The following is a 16192-nucleotide window of genomic DNA, read 5'->3' as shown; positions in this document are numbered from 1 at the left end:
CACTTCGGTCATGCGCGATTCGAAGCCCAACCGATGGCGGCCGCCGACGGCGCTCCGGGCGGCGGCCTTGCTGCTGGCCGTCGCGTGCTGCGGGGGCGTGACCGCCGGATGCACGGGGGACTCCCCCTCCCCCGGCGCGGCATCCTCGGCGCCCGCGCCCGTCGCCGCCTCCGAGCTGGCCGGCGCCCGTGATCTGGAGCGCTCCTACCAGCAGGTGGTCAAGGCGGTGCTGCCGTCCGTCGTCCAGATCAACACGTCCGAGGGACTGGGCTCCGGCATCGTCTACGACACCAAGGGCCACATCGTCACCAACGCCCATGTCGTCGGCAACTCCGACACCTTCGAGGTCACCCTCGCCAACAGCGACACCCCGCACAAGGGCCGGCTCGTGGCCGCCTACCCCGAGCAGGACCTCGCCGTCATCGAACTCGACGACCCGCCGAGCGGGCTGCGCGCGGCGTCCTTCGGGCGCTCCCGCGACGTCCAGGTCGGCCAGATCGTGCTCGCCATGGGCAGTCCGCTCGGCCTGAACAGCAGCGTCACGCAGGGCATCGTCTCGGCCGTCGGCCGTACGGTCAGCGAATCCGGGGCCGAGGGCGGCACCGGCGCCACCCTGGCCGACATGGTGCAGACCTCGGCGCCCATCAACCCGGGCAACAGCGGCGGCGCGCTGGTCAACCTCTCCGGCCAGGTCATCGGCATCCCGACGCTCGCCGCCGTCAACCCCACCATGGGCGACTCCTCGGCCCCGGGCATCGGCTTCGCCATCCCCGCGGCGACCGTCACCCGCATCGCGGACCAGATCATCAAGCACGGCAAGGTCGTCGACTCCGGCCGCGCGGCGCTGGGCATCGTCGCGCGCACCGTCCTCGACGAGAACTTCCAGCCCGCCGGGGTGGGCGTCGTCGAGGTGACCCGGGGCGGGGCGGCGGACAAGGCCGGGATCAAGCCCGGGGACGTCATCACCGATGTCGGGGGCGAGGACATCACGACCCTCCAGTCACTGTCCGAGGCCCTGGTCCAGCACGCCCCCGGCGACACCGTGGACGTCACCTTCCAGCGCGGCGGCGGCGAGAAGACCGTCAAGGTCACGCTCGGGCAGCTCCAGTAGCGGCCGGACGCACAGCCGGGGCGGGGTCGTGGGACGTCCCACGACCCCGCCCCGGCGTGGTGCGGCGGCCGGGCCTCCCGGCCGCCCGGGCACGGGTCTACTCGTCGGCGTGCAGGCTCATCGGGCCGTAGATCTTCGTGCCGTCCTCGAAGAGGTGCACCTGGTCGGCGCCTCCCTGGAGGAGGTCCTTCCAGACCTCGCCGATCCAGGACTCGGCGTCGCCTTGCGTGGGGAACTCCTCGGGCTCGACCGCGGGGGTGACCTCCGTGCCGTCGGTCTTCTCGAAACGCCACGTCCACGCCATGTCCGTCTCCTCGTCCCTGGGGGTGCCTGCCCGGCAGCGTAGCGTGCGCGGACGCGAGAGGATCTGCACGTGGAACTGACTCTCCTCGGCACCGGTGGCCCCGACGGTCTGCCCCTCCCCGGCTGCCCGTGCGCGGCGTGCGCGACGGCGGTGGGCGACCAGGCGCGGGCGGCGACCTCGCTGCTCGTGGACGGGGTGCTGCTGCTCGACCTGACGCCGGGTCTCGCGCTGACCGCGGCGCGCTCCGGCCACTCGCTCGCCGGGGTCCGCCAGGTGCTGCTGTCGCACCCGCACGACGGGCCGGCCGTGGAGATCCCGGCGGGGCTGCCCGCGCCGGGCCGGGTGGCCGCCGGGCAGGAGATCACGCTGCTGACCGGGCACCGGGTGCGGGCGGTGCCGGTCGACGCGCCCGGGTCCGGGTACGAGGTGACGGGACCGGACGGCGAGCGGTTGCTGTACCTGCCGCCGGAGTGCGCTCCGGCGGGGCTGCCGGAGGCCGTGGAGCCCTACCGGATGGTGCTGCTGGACGCCGTGGGCCGGCCGGACGGGCTGGCGCGGCTGCGAGCGGCCGGCGCGGTCGGGAGCACCACCGACGTCGTCGCGGTCCACCTGGACCACCGCGTCCACCCCGGGCCGGAGCTGCGGCGCCGGCTGGCCGCGCTCGGCGTACGGGCGGTGCCGGACGGCACGACGCTGACGGTCGGCGACCTGCACGACGTGCCCGACGTGCCGCGGCGCACGCTCGTGCTGGGCGGGGCGCGGTCGGGGAAGTCGGTGGAGGCGGAGCGGCGGCTGTCGGCCTTCCCCGACGTGCTGTACGTGGCCACCGGCGGCACGCGCGGCGGTGACCCGGAGTGGGCGGAACGCGTGGCGCTGCACCGCGAGCGGCGTCCGCAGTCGTGGCAGACGGTGGAGACCTGCGACCTGCTGCCGCTGCTGGCCGAGGAGGACGGGCCCGCGCTGCTGATCGACTGCCTGTCGCTGTGGCTGACGCACACCATGGACGAGCTCGGCGCGTGGGACGACGAGAAGTGGGCGGAGGGCGCCGAGCGCGAACTGCGCCGCCGCGTCGGGGAACTCACCGCGGCGTGGCGCGCCACCCGCCGCACGGCCGTGGCGGTCAGCAACGAGGTCGGCTCCGGGGTCGTACCGGCCACAGCCAGCGGGCGCAGATTCCGGGACGAGCTGGGGCGGCTGAACCTCGCGCTGGCCGACGAGTCCGAGCACGTGGTGCTGGTGGTCGCGGGACAGGCGCTGCCGCTGCGGGGCTGACCTCGGCGCGCGACCCCGCGGACCGGTAGTGTTCGACCCCGTGAGCGGCCTGAACCTTGATGACTTCGCGACCCTGGTGGAGCGTCCGGACGCCGGTGTGCGCCGTGACGCACGCGACCGTTGGCAGCGGCTGGTGCGCCCGGCGAGTGCGCTGGGCGGGCTGGCCGAGCTCGCCGACTGGCTGTCGGCGGCCCAGGGCGCGGCGACCCTGCGCCCGATCGAGCACCCCAAGGCCGTGCTCTTCGCGGCGGACCACGGGGTGGCGGCACTGAAGGTGTCCGCCCGCCCCGGGGGCACCGCGGTCGAGCTGGTGCGGCGGGTCCTGGACGGGGCCTCCCCGGTCAATGTGCTGGCCCGTCAGTACGGCGCGGCGCTGCGGGTGGTGGACGTCGGCGTGGACGTGCCGGCCGATGACCTGCCCGCCGACGTGACGGCGCACCGCGTGCGGCGCGGCTCCGGCCGGATCGACGTGGAGGACGCGCTGACGGCCGAGGAGGCCGAGGCGGCGTTCCGGGCCGGCATGGCCGTCGCGGACGAGGAGGCGGACTCCGGCACGGACCTGGTGCTCCTCGGTGATCTGAGCGTGGGCGGCACCACGGTGGCCGGGGTGCTGATCGCGGCGCTGTGCGGTACCGACGCCTCGGTGGTGACCGGCCGCGGTTCGGGCATCGACGACATCGCGTGGATGCGCAAGTGCGCGGCGATCCGCGACGCGCTGCGCCGGGCCCGGCCCGTGCTGGGCGACCAGCTGGAGCTGCTGGCGGCGGTCGGCGGCGCGGACGTGGCGGCGATCACCGGTTTCCTGCTGCAGGCCTCGGTGCGGAAGCTGCCGGTGGTACTGGACGGCGTGGTGTCCGCGGCGTGCGCGCTGGTCGCGCAGCGGATCGCCTTCCGGGCGCCGGACTGGTGGCTGGCCGGCCAGGCCAGCGGCGAGCCCGGACAGGTCAAGGCGCTGGACCGGCTGTCCATCGAGCCGCTGCTCGACCAGAAGGTGACGGCGGGTGAGGGCACCGGCGCGCTGCTGGCGCTGCCCCTTCTGAAGGCGGCGGCGGCCCTGTCGGCGGAGCTGCCGGAACGTTTCTGACCCATCGCGAACCAGGTCGTTCCCGTAGGATCCGGACTTATGGGAACGGCCGTCTCGGTCTGGCGTGAACGCGCCGCGGTGTCCACCGTCCGGTACCTGCGCCTGGTCGGCCTGGTCGACCTGCTGGGTGCGGTGTGGGTGTCCTTCGGGAACGACATCCGGCGTCATGACGTCGACGAGTACGCCACCCCGTACCTGCTGACCGCCGGCTACACCCCGGCCTTCCTCGCGCTCTTCCTGGCGGTCACGATGCGCCGCAGGAAGCGCGCGGCCTGGCTGCTCAACCTCGTCCTCGCCGGGCTCTACCTGCTGTTCCTGGCCGCGGCGACGGCCGTCCCCGCGTTCCGCGGCCACCCGCAGAACTGGGTGTCGCTGGGGATCACCGCCGCCTTCTGCGCCGCGTTGCTCGCCGGGCGCCGCGCGTTCCGCGCCAAGGGCGACCGCGCCAACCCCCGGCTGGCCGCGGCGGTCGCCGTCGGCGGCGTCGCGGCCGGCGGACTCCTCGCCGCGGGGCTGGTCACCGTCACCGACACCGGGCACGGCTCGACCTTCGGCCAGCGGTACGCGTACGCCATGCTCCGCGTGGTCTCGCTGGCGGACGCCGAGGAGTCCTTCCCGGGGATCTCGACCCCGGGCTGGGTCGACGTCGCCATCAACGCCATGAGCGCCGTGCTGTTCCTGCTGGTGCTGTACGCGGCGTTCCGCTCGCCCCGCGGCCGCGAACTGCTCGGCCCGCAGGACGAGATGCGGCTGCGGGCCCTGCTGGACCGGCACGGCGAACGTGACTCGCTCGGCTACTTCGCGCTGCGCCGCGACAAGAGCGTGGTCTGGTCGCCGTCGGGCAAGTCGGCGATCGCCTACCGCGTCGTCGGCGGGGTGTCCCTCGCCTCCGGCGACCCCATCGGCGACCCCGAGGCCTGGCCCGGGGCGATCGAGGCCTGGCTCGCCGAGGCCCGCGAGCACGCCTGGGTGCCGGCGGTGGTGGGGGCCGGCGAGGAGGCCGGCACGGTCTACGCGCGGCACGGGCTGGACGCCCTGGAACTCGGCGACGAGGCGATCGTCGAGGTCGCCGACTTCACCCTGGAGGGCCGCGCGATGCGCACCGTGCGGCAGGCGTACCACCGGATCGGGCGCGCCGGGTACACCGTCCGCGTACGGCGTCACGAGGACATCCCTGCACGGGAGATGGCGGCCCTGCTGGAGCGCGCGGACCGCTGGCGGTACGGGCAGACCGAGCGGGGCTTCTCCATGGCGCTGGGGCGGCTCGGCGACCCGGCGGACGGCCGGTGCGTCATGGTGGAGTGCGCGGACGGGCGGGGCGAGCCGAGGGCGCTGCTCAGTTTCGTGCCGTGGGGGCGGCACGGGCTGTCGCTGGACCTGATGCGCCGTGACCGGGACTCCGACAACGGGCTGGTGGAGTTCATGGTGATCGAGCTGATCCGGCGCGCGGAGGAGACCGGGGTCGAGCGGGTGTCGCTCAACTTCGCCGTGTTCCGTTCGGTCTTCGAGCGCGGGGCGAGGCTGGGCGCCGGGCCGGTGCTGCGGATGTGGCGGGCGCTGCTGACCTTCTTCTCGCGGTGGTGGCAGATCGAGTCGCTGTACCGCGCCAACGCCAAGTACCGGCCGGTCTGGGAGCCGCGTTTCCTGCTCTTCGAGAAGGGCGGCGAACTGCCCCGGATCGGACTGGCGAGCGCACGGGCCGAGGGCTTCCTCGCCGCGCCCCGCATGCCCTCGCCGCGGCGGTGAGGGACCGGCCGGAGGCCGCGCCGCAGGCTCTGGACGGGGTGCTCGCCCACGCCTACGGCACCGCCTGCGGACAGGCGGCGACGGCGGGCCCGGCCGGGGCGCCGCGGCGGCCTGCACCCGGCACGCGGCCACCACGCGCGCCGGGCGTCCGACGGCCGAGGTGAAGGCCGCGGCCCGTCGGGGCGGAGACGCTCACCGACGCCGTCCGGAGGGACCGGCGAGAGCCGCCGGCGCCGCACACCCGGCGGACGCGCCGGGGCTCAGCGCTCGGTGAAGCCGCCGATCCGGTCCTGGAGCCGCCGCAACGGGCCCGACCAGCGCGCGTCGTGCCGTGCGGCGCGGGCCTCCGCCCGCCGGACCGCCCCGGGCCTGCGGGAGTAGAGCCGCTCGGCCCACAACGAGTCCGGGCGCGCCAGCCGCAGGGCCGCGTACAGCGCGACGAAGGGCACGAAGACGCCGACGACGGCGGAGCGCAGCTTGCCCTTGACGAGGGCGACGAGGACGAACAGGAAGTTGACGGCGATGGTGAGGATCACCGAGACGCGGCTCTGCTGCTCGTCCGGGGTGACCGAGTTGACGCCGAAGGGGACCAGGCCGCAGAGCATCATCAGGACGACGGAGAAGGTGACGACGACGGCCTCGACGCTCTTGCGGCCGCGATCGCTCCAGTACACGTCGTCGAGGTAGAGCACGAGCGCGAACTCGTCGAGCACCAGGCCCGCTCCGGCGCCGAACAGGACCGCGGACAGGAAGGCGCCGAAGCCCCGCGAGGAACTGGCGACGCCCCCGAAGCCGCCGATCGTCATGAGGATGATCCCGGGCACCACGTGGTGGATGTGGGTGCCGCCGGAGGAGATGTTGCGGAAGGGGCCCTTGCCGGCCCGGATGAGACGGGTGATCATCCGCGTGACCAGGAAGGTCAGCACGAACGCGCCCAGCGCGAGGAGCAGCGGCAGCTTTCCCGGCTCGATGATGTTGCGGTACCACCAGTCGCCCATGCCGATTGCTCCAGATTCGCCCCGTACGCGGCACTATACGGTTCCGGCCCGGCGATTACCCTGCACGCCATGACCGCCGACCCCGCTCCCGCGCCCCCCGCCGCCACGGCCGCCGACGGACTGCGCTTCGCCTTCGGCACCCTGACGGTGCTGCGGGTCCGGGTCACCCGCTGGGACCGCCCGGCGGCCCGCGCCGGGATGCTCTGGGCGCCCGTGGCCGGGCTGGTCGTGGGGCTGTGCGCGGCGGCGGCCGGCGGACTCCTGCTGCTCCTCGGCTCGGGGCCGCTGCCCGCCGCGGTGGCCGGCGCCGCCGTACCGGCCGCCCTGACGCGGGGGCTGCACCTGGACGGGCTGGCCGACACCGCCGACGGGCTGGGCAGCGGCAAGCCCGCGGAGGACGCGCTGCGCATCATGAAGCAGTCCGACATCGGGCCCTTCGGTGTGCTCACCCTGGTCCTCGTCCTGCTGGCCCAGGTCGCCGCGCTCGCCGAGCTGTACGGCCAGTCCTGGACCCGGGGTGCGGTCGCCGCCGCCCTGGCCGGGCTCACCGCCCGTGCCGCGATGACGCTGGCCTGCCGTGACGGTGTGCCCCCGGCCCGCCCCGGCGGGCTCGGCGCGGCCGTGGCGGGCGCTGTCCCCGCCCGTACCGCCTGGGCCTCGGCCGCGCTGACGGTGGCGGTCTGCGCCGCCTGCGGGGCCGCCTTCGGCGTGCCGGACGCGGTGCGCTGTGCGGCGGCGGCGGCGGCGGCCCTGGCCGCCGCGGAACTGCTGCTGCGGCGGTGCCGCCGGCGCCTGGGCGGCGTCACCGGTGACGTCTTCGGCGCGTTGTGCGAGACCGCCGCGACGGCCGCGCTGCTGGTGCTCACCCTGGGCTGAGCGCCACGCGACGGCCGGGCGCGATGCGGGCCGACGCCCCAACTCCCGGCGGACGGGCGGGGATCGGGACCCTGTCCGGGGCGCCGCGCGGGCCCGCTCCCATAGGGAAAACCCGCGCCTTCGCCGCCATGGGCGCAGGTCGTGGTCGCAAGCGACAGGAGTGAGCGTAAGGTCGGTGCTGCACCCCCGCCCGTGCCGCGAAGGACGCCCGGCGTCGGGCACGAGGGAGCCGGACGGAGTCCGGCGTCAAGTATTGGACCCCCGAAGGAACAGGATCCGCATCACCGTGACTGCACTGACTCTCAGCACCTCCTCCGCGGCAGCGCTGCGCGCTGACGCCGTCGTCGTCGGCGTGACCAAGGGCGCCAAGGGCCCCGAGGTCGCCGCCGGGGCGGAGGCGGTGGACCAGGCCTTCTCCGGCCGGCTCGCCGCGACGCTCGAGACACTGGGCGCCTCGGGCGCGGAGGGTGAGGTGACCAAGCTCCCCGCCCCGGACGGTCTGAAGTCCCCGGTCGTGCTGGCGGTCGGGCTCGGTGAGGCCCCGGCCGACGGCGCCGCGTACGACACCGAGGCGCTGCGCAAGGCCGCCGGCGCCGCCGCCCGCGCGCTGGCCGGGTCGAAGAAGGCCGCCTACGCCCTTCCGGTGCAGGACGCGGACGCCGCGCAGGCGGTCGCCGAGGGCGCGCTGCTCGGCGCCTACACGTACACCGCGTACCAGTCGTCCAACGGCAAGGCCCCGCTCGCCGAGGTCGCGCTGGTCGGCGCGAAGCCGCGGGACAAGGCCTTCAAGGCCGCCGCCGAGCGGGCCGCCGTCATCGCGGCGGAGGTCAACCGGGCGCGCGATCTGATCAACATGCCGCCGAACGACCTCCACCCGAAGTCCTTCGCCGCGCTCGCGCAGGAGGCCGCCAAGGAGCACGGCCTCAAGATCGAGGTGCTGGACGAGAAGGCGCTGGTCAAGGGCGGCTACGGCGGCATCATGGGCGTCGGCCAGGGCTCGGCGAACCCGCCCCGCCTGGTGAAGATCGCCTACACGGGCGCCAAGGGCCGCGGCGCCAAGCACCTGGCGCTGGTCGGCAAGGGCATCACCTACGACTCGGGCGGCATCTCCCTGAAGCCGGCCGGTCACAACGAGACCATGAAGTGCGACATGAGCGGTGCCGCCGCCGTGCTGTCCACCGTGGTCGCCGCCGCGCGCCTCGGCCTGCCCGTCAACGTCACCGGCTGGCTGGCGCTCGCCGAGAACATGCCCTCGGGCAGCGCCGCCCGCCCCGGCGACGTGCTGAAGATGTACAGCGGCAAGACCGTCGAGGTGCTCAACACCGACGCCGAGGGCCGCCTGGTGATGGCCGACGCTCTCACCCGCGCCTCGGAGGAGAAGCCCGACGCGATCATCGACGTGGCGACCCTGACCGGCGCCATGGTGCTGGCCCTGGGCAACCGCATCTTCGGTGTCATGGCCAACGACGACGCCTTCCGCACCGCGCTGCACGAGGTCGCGACCGAGGTCGGCGAGCAGTCCTGGCCGATGCCGCTCCCGGCCGACCTGCGCAAGGCCATGGACTCCCCCACCGCGGACATCGCGAACATGGGCGAGCGCATGGGCGGCGGCCTGGCGGCCGGCCTGTTCCTGAAGGAGTTCGTCGGCGAGGGCATCACCTGGGCCCACCTGGACATCGCGGGCCCCGCCTTCAACGAGTCCGGCCCCTTCGGCTACACCCCCAAGGGCGGCACCGGCTCCGCCATCCGCACCCTGGTGCGCGTGGCCGAGAAGGCCGGCGAGGGCGAGCTGCTCTGACCGCGGTGTAAGCCTCGGCACATTCCGTACGGCCCCGGGTATGGCACCCGGGGCCGTACGCGTTCGCCAAGAGTGAGCAAAGAGTGCAACCGCTCCGTATTTCGCAAGGGATACCGGCGAGTAGCCCCGGCCGGGGACGTTCCGTACGTCTCAGACACCGGCCCGGTGCCTCGTCGGCCCCGAACAAGTGCGAAGATGTTGTCTCGGCACGACAGGGCCCCGTTTAACAGAAGCGGCCGAACAAAAGCCGCCGCCCGGTCATGACGGACCGGCTCCGGCGTATCCATGCATGGAGGACGTGACGTGGCGAACGACGCCAGCACCGTTTTCGACCTAGTGATCCTCGGTGGCGGTAGCGGCGGCTACGCCGCAGCGCTGCGTGCCGCGCAGCTCGGTCTGGACGTCGCCCTGATCGAGAAGGACAAGCTCGGCGGCACCTGCCTGCACCGCGGCTGCATCCCCACGAAGGCTCTGCTGCACGCCGGTGAGATCGCGGACCAGGCCCGCGAGGCCGAGCAGTTCGGTGTCAAGGCCACTTTCGAGGGCATCGACATCGCCGGGGTCCACAAGTACAAGGACGACGTGATCTCGGGCCTCTACAAGGGCCTGCAGGGCCTGGTGGCCTCCCGCAAGGTCACCTACGTGACCGGTGAGGGCCGGCTCTCCTCCCCCACCTCCGTGGACGTGGGCGGCCAGCGCTACACCGGCCGGCACGTCCTGCTGGCGACGGGCTCCGTGCCGAAGTCGCTGCCGGGCCTGGCCATCGACGGCGACCGCATCATCTCCTCCGACCACGCGCTGGTCCTGGACCGCGTGCCGAAGTCCGCGATCATCCTCGGCGGCGGTGTCATCGGCGTCGAGTTCGCCTCGGCGTGGAAGTCCTTCGGCGCCGACGTCACCATCGTCGAGGGCCTGCCGCACCTCGTGCCGGCCGAGGACGAGAACAGCTCGAAGCTGCTGGAGCGTGCCTTCCGCAAGCGGGGCATCAAGTTCAACCTCGGCACCTTCTTCTCCAAGGCCGAGTACACCGCCGACGGCGTCAAGGTCACCCTGGCCGACGGCAAGGAGTTCGAGGCCGAGGTCCTGCTCGTGGCCGTCGGCCGCGGCCCGGTCTCCCAGGGCCTGGGCTACGAGGAGGCCGGGGTCGCCATGGACCGCGGCTACGTCCTTGCCGACGAGTACATGCGCACCAACGTGCCCACCATCTCCGCGGTCGGCGACCTCGTCCCGACCCTCCAGCTGGCCCACGTCGGCTTCGCCGAGGGCATCCTCGTCGCGGAGCGGCTGGCCGGTCTGAAGACCGTGCCGATCGACTACGACGGCGTGCCGCGCGTCACGTACTGCCACCCGGAGGTCGCCTCCGTCGGCATCTCCGAGGCCAAGGCCAAGGAGCTGTACGGCGCCGACAAGGTCGTCACCCTGAAGTACAACCTGGCCGGCAACGGCAAGAGCAAGATCCTCAAGACCGCGGGCGAGATCAAGCTCGTCCAGGTCCGCGACGGCGCCGTGGTCGGTGTCCACATGGTCGGCGACCGCATGGGCGAGCAGGTGGGCGAGGCCCAGCTGGTCTACAACTGGGAGGCGCTGCCGGCCGAGGTCGCGCAGCTCATCCACGCGCACCCGACGCAGAGCGAGGCCCTCGGCGAGGCGCACCTCGCGCTCGCCGGCAAGCCCCTGCACTCGCACGACTGACCCACGGACACGCAGACAGATCCGCACAGATCGTTAGGAGCAACCGAAACCATGGCGGTTTCCGTAACCCTGCCGGCGCTCGGCGAGAGCGTGTCCGAGGGCACCGTCACCCGCTGGCTCAAGGCCGAGGGTGAACGCGTCGAGGCCGACGAGCCGCTGCTCGAGGTGTCGACCGACAAGGTCGACACCGAGATCCCGGCGCCCGCTTCGGGCATCCTCTCCTCCATCAAGGTGGCCGAGGACGAGACGGTGGAGGTCGGCGCCGAGCTGGCCGTCATCGACGACGGCACGGGCGCCCCCGCTGCCGCCCCCGCCCCGGCCGCCGCGGCGGAGCCCGCGCCGGCTCCGGCGCAGGAGGCCCCCGCCCCCGTCGCGGCCCCGGCGCCTGCCGCCGCGGCCCCCGCCCCGGCCCCGGCCGGTGCCGCCGAGGGCACCCCGGTGCTGCTGCCGGCGCTGGGCGAGTCGGTGACCGAGGGCACCGTCACCCGCTGGCTGAAGTCGGTCGGCGAGAGCGTCGAGGCCGACGAGCCGCTGCTCGAGGTCTCCACCGACAAGGTCGACACCGAGATCCCGTCTCCGGCCGCCGGCACCCTGCTGGAGATCCTCGTCGGTGAGGACGAGACCGCCGAGGTCGGCGCCAAGCTCGCCGTCATCGGTGCGGCCGGTGCTGCACCCGCCGCCGCCCCGGCCCCCGCCGCCCCCGCTCCGGCCCCGGCCGCCGCGGCTCCGGCTCCCGCCCCGGCCGCTGCCCCGGTTCCGGCCCCCGCGCCGGCACCTGCTCCGGCCCCGGTCGCCCCGGCTCCGGTGCCCACCCCGGCCCCCGCGCCGGTCGCGGCTCCGGCTCCGGTCACCCCGGCCCCGGCCGCCCCCTCGGCGACCGCGCCGACCGACGAGGGCGCGTACGTGACCCCGCTGGTGCGCAAGCTCGCCGCCGAGAACGGCGTGGACCTCGCCTCGGTCAAGGGCACCGGTGTCGGTGGCCGCATCCGCAAGCAGGACGTCCTGGCCGCCGCCGAGGCCGCCAAGGCCGCCGCTGCCGCGCCGACCGCCCCGGCCCCGGCCGCGGGCGTCACGGTGCCGGCCGCCGCCGCCGCGCTGCGCGGGCAGACCGTCAAGATGACCCGCATCCGCAAGGTCATCGCCGAGAACATGATGAAGGCCCTGCACAGCCAGGCGCAGCTGTCGACCGTGGTCGAGGTGGACGTCACCAAGATCATGAAGCTGCGGGCCCGGGCAAAGGAGTCCTTCCTGGCCCGCGAGGGCGTCAAGCTCTCGCCGATGCCGTTCTTCGTGAAGGCCGCCGCCGAGGCGCTGAAGGCCCACCCGGTCATCAACGCCAAGATCAACGACGACGGCACCGTCACCTACCACGACGCCGAGAACGTCGGCATCGCGGTGGACTCGGAGCAGGGCCTGATGGTCCCGGTCATCAAGGGCGCCGGCGACCTGAGCCTGGCCGGCATCGCCAAGAAGACCGCCGAGCTGGCCGGCAAGGTCCGCAACAAGAAGATCAGCCCGGACGACCTGTCCGGCGGCACGTTCACGATCAGCAACACCGGCTCGCGCGGTGCGCTGTTCGACACGATCATCGTGAACTACCCGCAGGTCGCCGAGCTGGGCATCGGCGCCACCGTGCGCCGCCCGATCGTGATCAACCACCCGGACCTGGGTGAGACCATCGCGATCCGCGACGTGGCGTACCTGACCCTGTCGTACGACCACCAGCTGGTCGACGGCGCGGACGCCGCCCGCTACCTGAACGACGTCAAGGCCCGTCTCGAGGCCGGCGAGTTCGAGGGCGACCTCGGTCTGTAACCGACCGGAGTCCTCGCGGGACCGTACGACGGCCGAGGCCCCAGCCCCCTCCGGGCTGGGGCCTCGGCCGTTCTCCGGGAACTCCCCCGCCCGTTGAACGGTCCGGGCCCGGCGGACGTACGGAAGGGGGCAGGGCCCGGGGAGCCGGATGCCGGCGAACCCGCCCTGCAGCGACGGCGGATCGGCGAGGCCGACCCCCGCCGGGCGGTGACCGCGTGTCACCGCCCCCCGGCTCCCGCCGGGACGGCACCGTCCCCACCGGCCCGGCCGTCCCGGCGGGTTGCACGCTGCGGTGACCTTCCCCCCGCGCTGACGCGCACGCAGCGGGCTCCGGCGGGGCCGGTCCGGACCTCCCGGACCGGCCCCGTCCCGGTGCCCACGGCGACCGCATAGCCTCGGGGCATGCGTGCGGCACGACTGATCCACCTCGTCCTCCTGCTCCAGTCCCGCGAGTCGATGACGGCCACCGAACTCGCCAAGGCCCTGGAGGTGTCCGAGCGCACCGTCGGCCGGGACGTGCTGGCCCTGTCGGAGGCGGGGGTGCCGGTCTACGCCGAGCGGGGACGCGCCGGCGGCTACCGGCTGGTCGACGGCTACCGCACCCGGCTGACCGGGCTGGCCCGCGCGGAGGCCGAGGCGCTCTTCCTGTCCGGGGTGCCCGCCGCGCTGCGGGCCATGGGCCTGCACGACGCGGGTTCCTCGGCCCGCCTGAAGGTCTCGGCCGCCCTGTTGCCCGAACTGCGGGACGCGCCGCGCTCGGCGGCGCAGCGCTTCCACCTGGACGCGCCGGGCTGGTGGCAGGAACCGCAGACGCCGCGGCTGCTGCCGGCGCTCGCCGAGGCGGTGTGGGGGGACCGGCGGCTGCGGGCCCGATACCGGCGCGGGGAGGCGGAGATGGAGGTGGCGCGCGCGCTGGATCCGTACGGCCTCGTGCTCAAGGGGGGCGTCTGGTACGCGGTGGCGCGTTGCGGCGCGGACGTCCGGGTCTACCGGGTGGACCGGTTCACCGCGGCGGATCCGACGGAGGATCGTTTCAGCAGGGACCCGGACTTCGACCTCCCCGCGTTCTGGGACGCCCGGGCCGCCGAGTTCGCCCGCTCGGTGCTCCGGGACGAGGTCGTCCTGCGCCTGACGCCCGACGGCGCCCGCCGTCTGCCGTACGTCGCCGACCGCACGGCGGCCCGCGAGGCCCTCGCGGCCGCCGCGCCGCCGGACGCACGGGGGCGGCTGACCGTCACGCTCCCCGTCGAGAGCCAGGACGTCGCCTACGAACAACTCCTCTCCCTCGGCCCCGACGCCGAGGTGCTCGGCCCGCCCGCCCTGCGCGAACGGCTGGCCGACGCGGTCCGCGCCATGGCCGCCGTCTACGCCTGAGGGCCGTGCGGTGCGGCCCGCGACACGGGGCCGCGTCTGCCGTGTTCCGCGTGCGTCGGAGGGCCGCAGCCAGGATGCTGGAGCGGTGATGGACGAGACGGAGTTCTGGGAGATCGTCGACAGCACGCGTGAGGCAGCGGGGGGCGACCCGGAGGAGCACGCCGACCTCCTGGTCGAACGGCTGACCCAGCTCGACCCGGAGTCCGTCGTCGACTTCGCGCGGCACTTCGAGAGCCGTTTCAACCGGGCCTACCGCTGGGACGTGTGGGGCGCCGCCGACCTCATGCTGGGCGGCGCCGGCGACGACGCGTTCGACTTCTTCCGGTGCTGGCTCATCGGCCAGGGCCGGCACGTCTTCGAGGGGGCCGTCCACGACCCCGACAGCCTCGCGGAGATGACCGACTCCTTCGACCCCGAGGTCGACGGCGACGCGGAGGACCTCGGCTACGCGGCGGACGAGGCGTACGAGCAGCTCACCGGGGTCCGGCTGCCGGACCTGGACCTGCCGCCGCAGCCCGCCGAGCCGGAGGGCGTCTACATCGACTTCGAGAACACGGCCGCGGTGGCGGAACGATTCCCCCGGCTCTGGGAGCGCTTCGGCTGAGCCGGACCGCGCGCCCGGCCGCACGCCCGGCGTTCCGCGCCGCAGGGCCGTACCGGGTGACCCGTCAGACCCGGCGCCCCATGCACACGTCGTCCACGTAGACGCCGTCCAGCAGGAACTCCCCCCGCAGGACGCCCTCCACGGTGAACCCGGCCGCCTCGTACAGCCGCCGGGCCGGGGTGTTGTGGCCCAGCACCCGCAGCGTGACCCGCACCGCGCCCTGCCGGCGGGCCTCCGCCACGGCCGCCAGGACGAGTTCCAGCCCCACCCCGCGGCCCCGCGCCCAGGTGTCGACCGCCAGGCCCTGGATCTGGCGCACGTGGGCGTTGGAGGCCAGCGGCGTCGGCGGCACCACCCCGACGAAGCCGGCGACGCGGCCGTCGGCCTCCGCCACCAGGAACGCGTCCGGGCCCCAGCGCTCGCTGAAGAAGTCCTCGTTCTCCTCCCGGGGCGGCCGCACCGCGTGCAGGGTCGACCAGGTCGCCCGCTCCAGACGGACGAGCGCCGGGTCGTCGGAGAGCAACGCCGGGCGCACACGGAGGTCGGACATGCGTGTCACCCTCCCACACCACGGGGGCCGTTCCGCGCGACGATGTCCCCATGCGCATCGCCATCACCGGCTCGTCCGGCCTCATCGGCTCCGCCCTGGTCCACTCCCTGCGCTCCGACCGGCACGAGGTCGTACGCCTCGTCAGGCGCGAGCCGTCCGGGCCGGACGAGGTGCGCTGGGACCCGCGGGGAGGCACGGTCGACACCGCGGGACTCGCGGGCGTGGAGGCCGTCGTCCACCTCGCCGGCGCCGGGGTCGGCGACCACCGCTGGACGGACGACTACAAGCGGACCATCCGCGAAAGCCGCGTGCGGGGCACCGACACCCTCGCGCGGGCCCTCGCCTCCCTGGACACCCCGCCGCGGGTGCTCGTCAGCGGCTCCGGCATCAGCGCGTACGGCGATACCGGCGACCGCCGGGTCGACGAGGGCGCCCCGCTGGGCACCGGTTTCCTCCCCTCCGTCTGCCGCGACTGGGAGGCCGCCGCCGGCCCGGCCCGCGACGCCGGCGTCCGGACCGCGTTCGCCCGCACCGGCCTGGTCGTCTCCGGCAGGGGCGGGGCGTGGGGCCGGCTCTTCCCGCTCTTCAAGGCGGGCCTGGGCGGCCGGCTCGGCGACGGCCGCCAGTACTGGAGCTTCATCTCCCTGCACGACCAGATCGCGGCGCTGCGCCACATCGTCGACACCGAGTCCGTCTCCGGGCCGGTCAACCTGTGCGTGCCCGAAGCGCTGACCAACGCCGAGGTGACCCGGGCGATGGGACGGGTGCTGGGCCGGCCCACGGTGTTCGCGGTCCCCGGACCCGTACTGCGCACGGTCGTCGGGGAGTTCGCCACCGAGATCCTCGGCAGCACCCGCGCGGTGCCGCGGGTGCTGCTCGACTCCGGGTTCACCCACGCCCACCCCGGGATCGACGAGGCGATCCGCGCCGCGCTGGCCGAAGAAAGGCACTGAATGCCACCCACAGCC

The 16192-nt window shown here is 74.4% G+C and carries 14 protein-coding genes; 11 read left to right on the top strand and 3 right to left on the bottom strand.

Going from position 1 to position 16192, the window contains the following annotated elements:
* Positions 1 to 10: 10 nt before the first annotated feature.
* Positions 11 to 1111, top strand: coding sequence for a trypsin-like peptidase domain-containing protein (locus tag OG937_30775; protein WUD75765.1), 1101 nt, complete (start codon positions 11 to 13; stop codon positions 1109 to 1111).
* 97 nt (positions 1112 to 1208) lie between these two features.
* Here the strand turns inward: OG937_30775 and OG937_30770 are convergent, their stop codons facing one another.
* Positions 1209 to 1415: a hypothetical protein gene (locus OG937_30770; GenBank protein WUD75764.1), complete on the bottom strand. Its 207-nt coding sequence runs from the start codon at positions 1413 to 1415 to the stop codon at positions 1209 to 1211.
* Between the two features lie 69 nt (positions 1416 to 1484).
* On the opposite strand from OG937_30770, the gene OG937_30765 reads away from it, so the two are divergent.
* Genes OG937_30765 through OG937_30755 form a run of 3 tightly spaced genes read left to right on the top strand, consistent with a single transcriptional unit; the run spans position 1485 to position 5517 of the window.
* Positions 1485 to 2687: a bifunctional adenosylcobinamide kinase/adenosylcobinamide-phosphate guanylyltransferase gene (locus OG937_30765; GenBank protein ID WUD75763.1), complete on the top strand. Its 1203-nt coding sequence runs from the start codon at positions 1485 to 1487 to the stop codon at positions 2685 to 2687.
* Positions 2688 to 2727: 40 nt separating this feature from the next.
* Positions 2728 to 3771 carry a nicotinate-nucleotide--dimethylbenzimidazole phosphoribosyltransferase gene (gene cobT, locus OG937_30760; GenBank protein WUD75762.1) on the top strand — a complete coding sequence of 348 codons (1044 nt, stop codon included), beginning with the start codon at positions 2728 to 2730 and terminating at the stop codon, positions 3769 to 3771.
* A 39-nt stretch (positions 3772 to 3810) separates the two neighbouring features.
* The gene (locus OG937_30755) at positions 3811 to 5517 is read left to right on the top strand and encodes a phosphatidylglycerol lysyltransferase domain-containing protein (GenBank protein ID WUD75761.1); all 1707 of its coding nucleotides are present in this window, start codon (positions 3811 to 3813) and stop codon (positions 5515 to 5517) included.
* Positions 5518 to 5777: 260 nt separating this feature from the next.
* Here OG937_30755 and OG937_30750 read toward each other — a convergent pair whose 3' ends face one another.
* Positions 5778 to 6515: a hypothetical protein gene (locus OG937_30750; GenBank protein WUD75760.1), complete on the bottom strand. Its 738-nt coding sequence runs from the start codon at positions 6513 to 6515 to the stop codon at positions 5778 to 5780.
* 69 nt (positions 6516 to 6584) lie between these two features.
* Between OG937_30750 and OG937_30745 the strand changes: the two genes are divergently transcribed.
* The 6 genes from OG937_30745 to OG937_30720 all read left to right on the top strand — a co-directional run bounded on the left by OG937_30745 (position 6585) and on the right by OG937_30720 (position 14674).
* Entirely contained in the window at positions 6585 to 7391 is an 807-nt protein-coding gene (locus OG937_30745; protein ID WUD75759.1) for an adenosylcobinamide-GDP ribazoletransferase, read from the top strand.
* Positions 7392 to 7677: 286 nt separating this feature from the next.
* Positions 7678 to 9189 carry a leucyl aminopeptidase gene (locus tag OG937_30740; GenBank protein ID WUD75758.1) on the top strand — a complete coding sequence of 504 codons (1512 nt, stop codon included), beginning with the start codon at positions 7678 to 7680 and terminating at the stop codon, positions 9187 to 9189.
* A gap of 303 nt (positions 9190 to 9492) precedes the next feature.
* Positions 9493 to 10881, top strand: a complete 1389-nt coding sequence (gene lpdA / locus OG937_30735) for a dihydrolipoyl dehydrogenase (protein WUD75757.1) — start codon at positions 9493 to 9495, stop codon at positions 10879 to 10881.
* Positions 10882 to 10932: 51 nt separating this feature from the next.
* Positions 10933 to 12696, top strand: coding sequence for a 2-oxoglutarate dehydrogenase, E2 component, dihydrolipoamide succinyltransferase (sucB, locus tag OG937_30730; protein WUD75756.1), 1764 nt, complete (start codon positions 10933 to 10935; stop codon positions 12694 to 12696).
* Positions 12697 to 13098: 402 nt separating this feature from the next.
* On the top strand, positions 13099 to 14070 hold the full coding sequence (locus OG937_30725) for a WYL domain-containing protein (GenBank protein WUD75755.1): 972 nt from the start codon (positions 13099 to 13101) through the stop codon (positions 14068 to 14070).
* Between the two features lie 88 nt (positions 14071 to 14158).
* A complete protein-coding gene (locus tag OG937_30720) occupies positions 14159 to 14674 on the top strand; it encodes a DUF4240 domain-containing protein (GenBank protein WUD75754.1) in 516 nt (171 codons plus the stop codon).
* A 64-nt stretch (positions 14675 to 14738) separates the two neighbouring features.
* On the opposite strand, the gene OG937_30715 is transcribed toward OG937_30720, so the two are convergent.
* Complete coding sequence (locus OG937_30715) at positions 14739 to 15224, bottom strand: GNAT family N-acetyltransferase (protein ID WUD75753.1); 486 nt, start codon at positions 15222 to 15224, stop codon at positions 14739 to 14741.
* A gap of 50 nt (positions 15225 to 15274) precedes the next feature.
* On the opposite strand from OG937_30715, the gene OG937_30710 reads away from it, so the two are divergent.
* Positions 15275 to 16177, top strand: a complete 903-nt coding sequence (locus tag OG937_30710; protein ID WUD75752.1) for a TIGR01777 family oxidoreductase — start codon at positions 15275 to 15277, stop codon at positions 16175 to 16177.
* Positions 16178 to 16192 lie beyond the last annotated feature (15 nt).

The organism is Streptomyces sp. NBC_00510, assembly GCA_036013505.1.
In the GTDB taxonomy this organism is placed as follows: Bacteria; Actinomycetota; Actinomycetes; order Streptomycetales; family Streptomycetaceae; genus Actinacidiphila.
Note: the sequence above shows the minus strand (reverse complement) of the source record. Positions and strands in the feature narration are given on the sequence as shown.

Excerpts from the sequence above, each read along its gene's own strand:
- OG937_30775 (WUD75765.1), top strand. The coding sequence starts at position 11 with ATGCGCGATTCGAAGCCCAACCGATGGCGGCCGCCGACGGCGCTCCGG.
- OG937_30770 (WUD75764.1), bottom strand. The coding sequence starts at position 1,415 with ATGGCGTGGACGTGGCGTTTCGAGAAGACCGACGGCACGGAGGTCACC.
- OG937_30755 (WUD75761.1), top strand. The coding sequence starts at position 3,811 with ATGGGAACGGCCGTCTCGGTCTGGCGTGAACGCGCCGCGGTGTCCACC.
- OG937_30750 (WUD75760.1), bottom strand. The coding sequence starts at position 6,515 with ATGGGCGACTGGTGGTACCGCAACATCATCGAGCCGGGAAAGCTGCCG.
- OG937_30745 (WUD75759.1), top strand. The coding sequence starts at position 6,585 with ATGACCGCCGACCCCGCTCCCGCGCCCCCCGCCGCCACGGCCGCCGAC.
- sucB (WUD75756.1), top strand. The coding sequence starts at position 10,933 with ATGGCGGTTTCCGTAACCCTGCCGGCGCTCGGCGAGAGCGTGTCCGAG.
- OG937_30725 (WUD75755.1), top strand. The coding sequence starts at position 13,099 with ATGCGTGCGGCACGACTGATCCACCTCGTCCTCCTGCTCCAGTCCCGC.
- OG937_30720 (WUD75754.1), top strand. The coding sequence starts at position 14,159 with ATGGACGAGACGGAGTTCTGGGAGATCGTCGACAGCACGCGTGAGGCA.
- OG937_30715 (WUD75753.1), bottom strand. The coding sequence starts at position 15,224 with ATGTCCGACCTCCGTGTGCGCCCGGCGTTGCTCTCCGACGACCCGGCG.
- OG937_30710 (WUD75752.1), top strand. The coding sequence starts at position 15,275 with ATGCGCATCGCCATCACCGGCTCGTCCGGCCTCATCGGCTCCGCCCTG.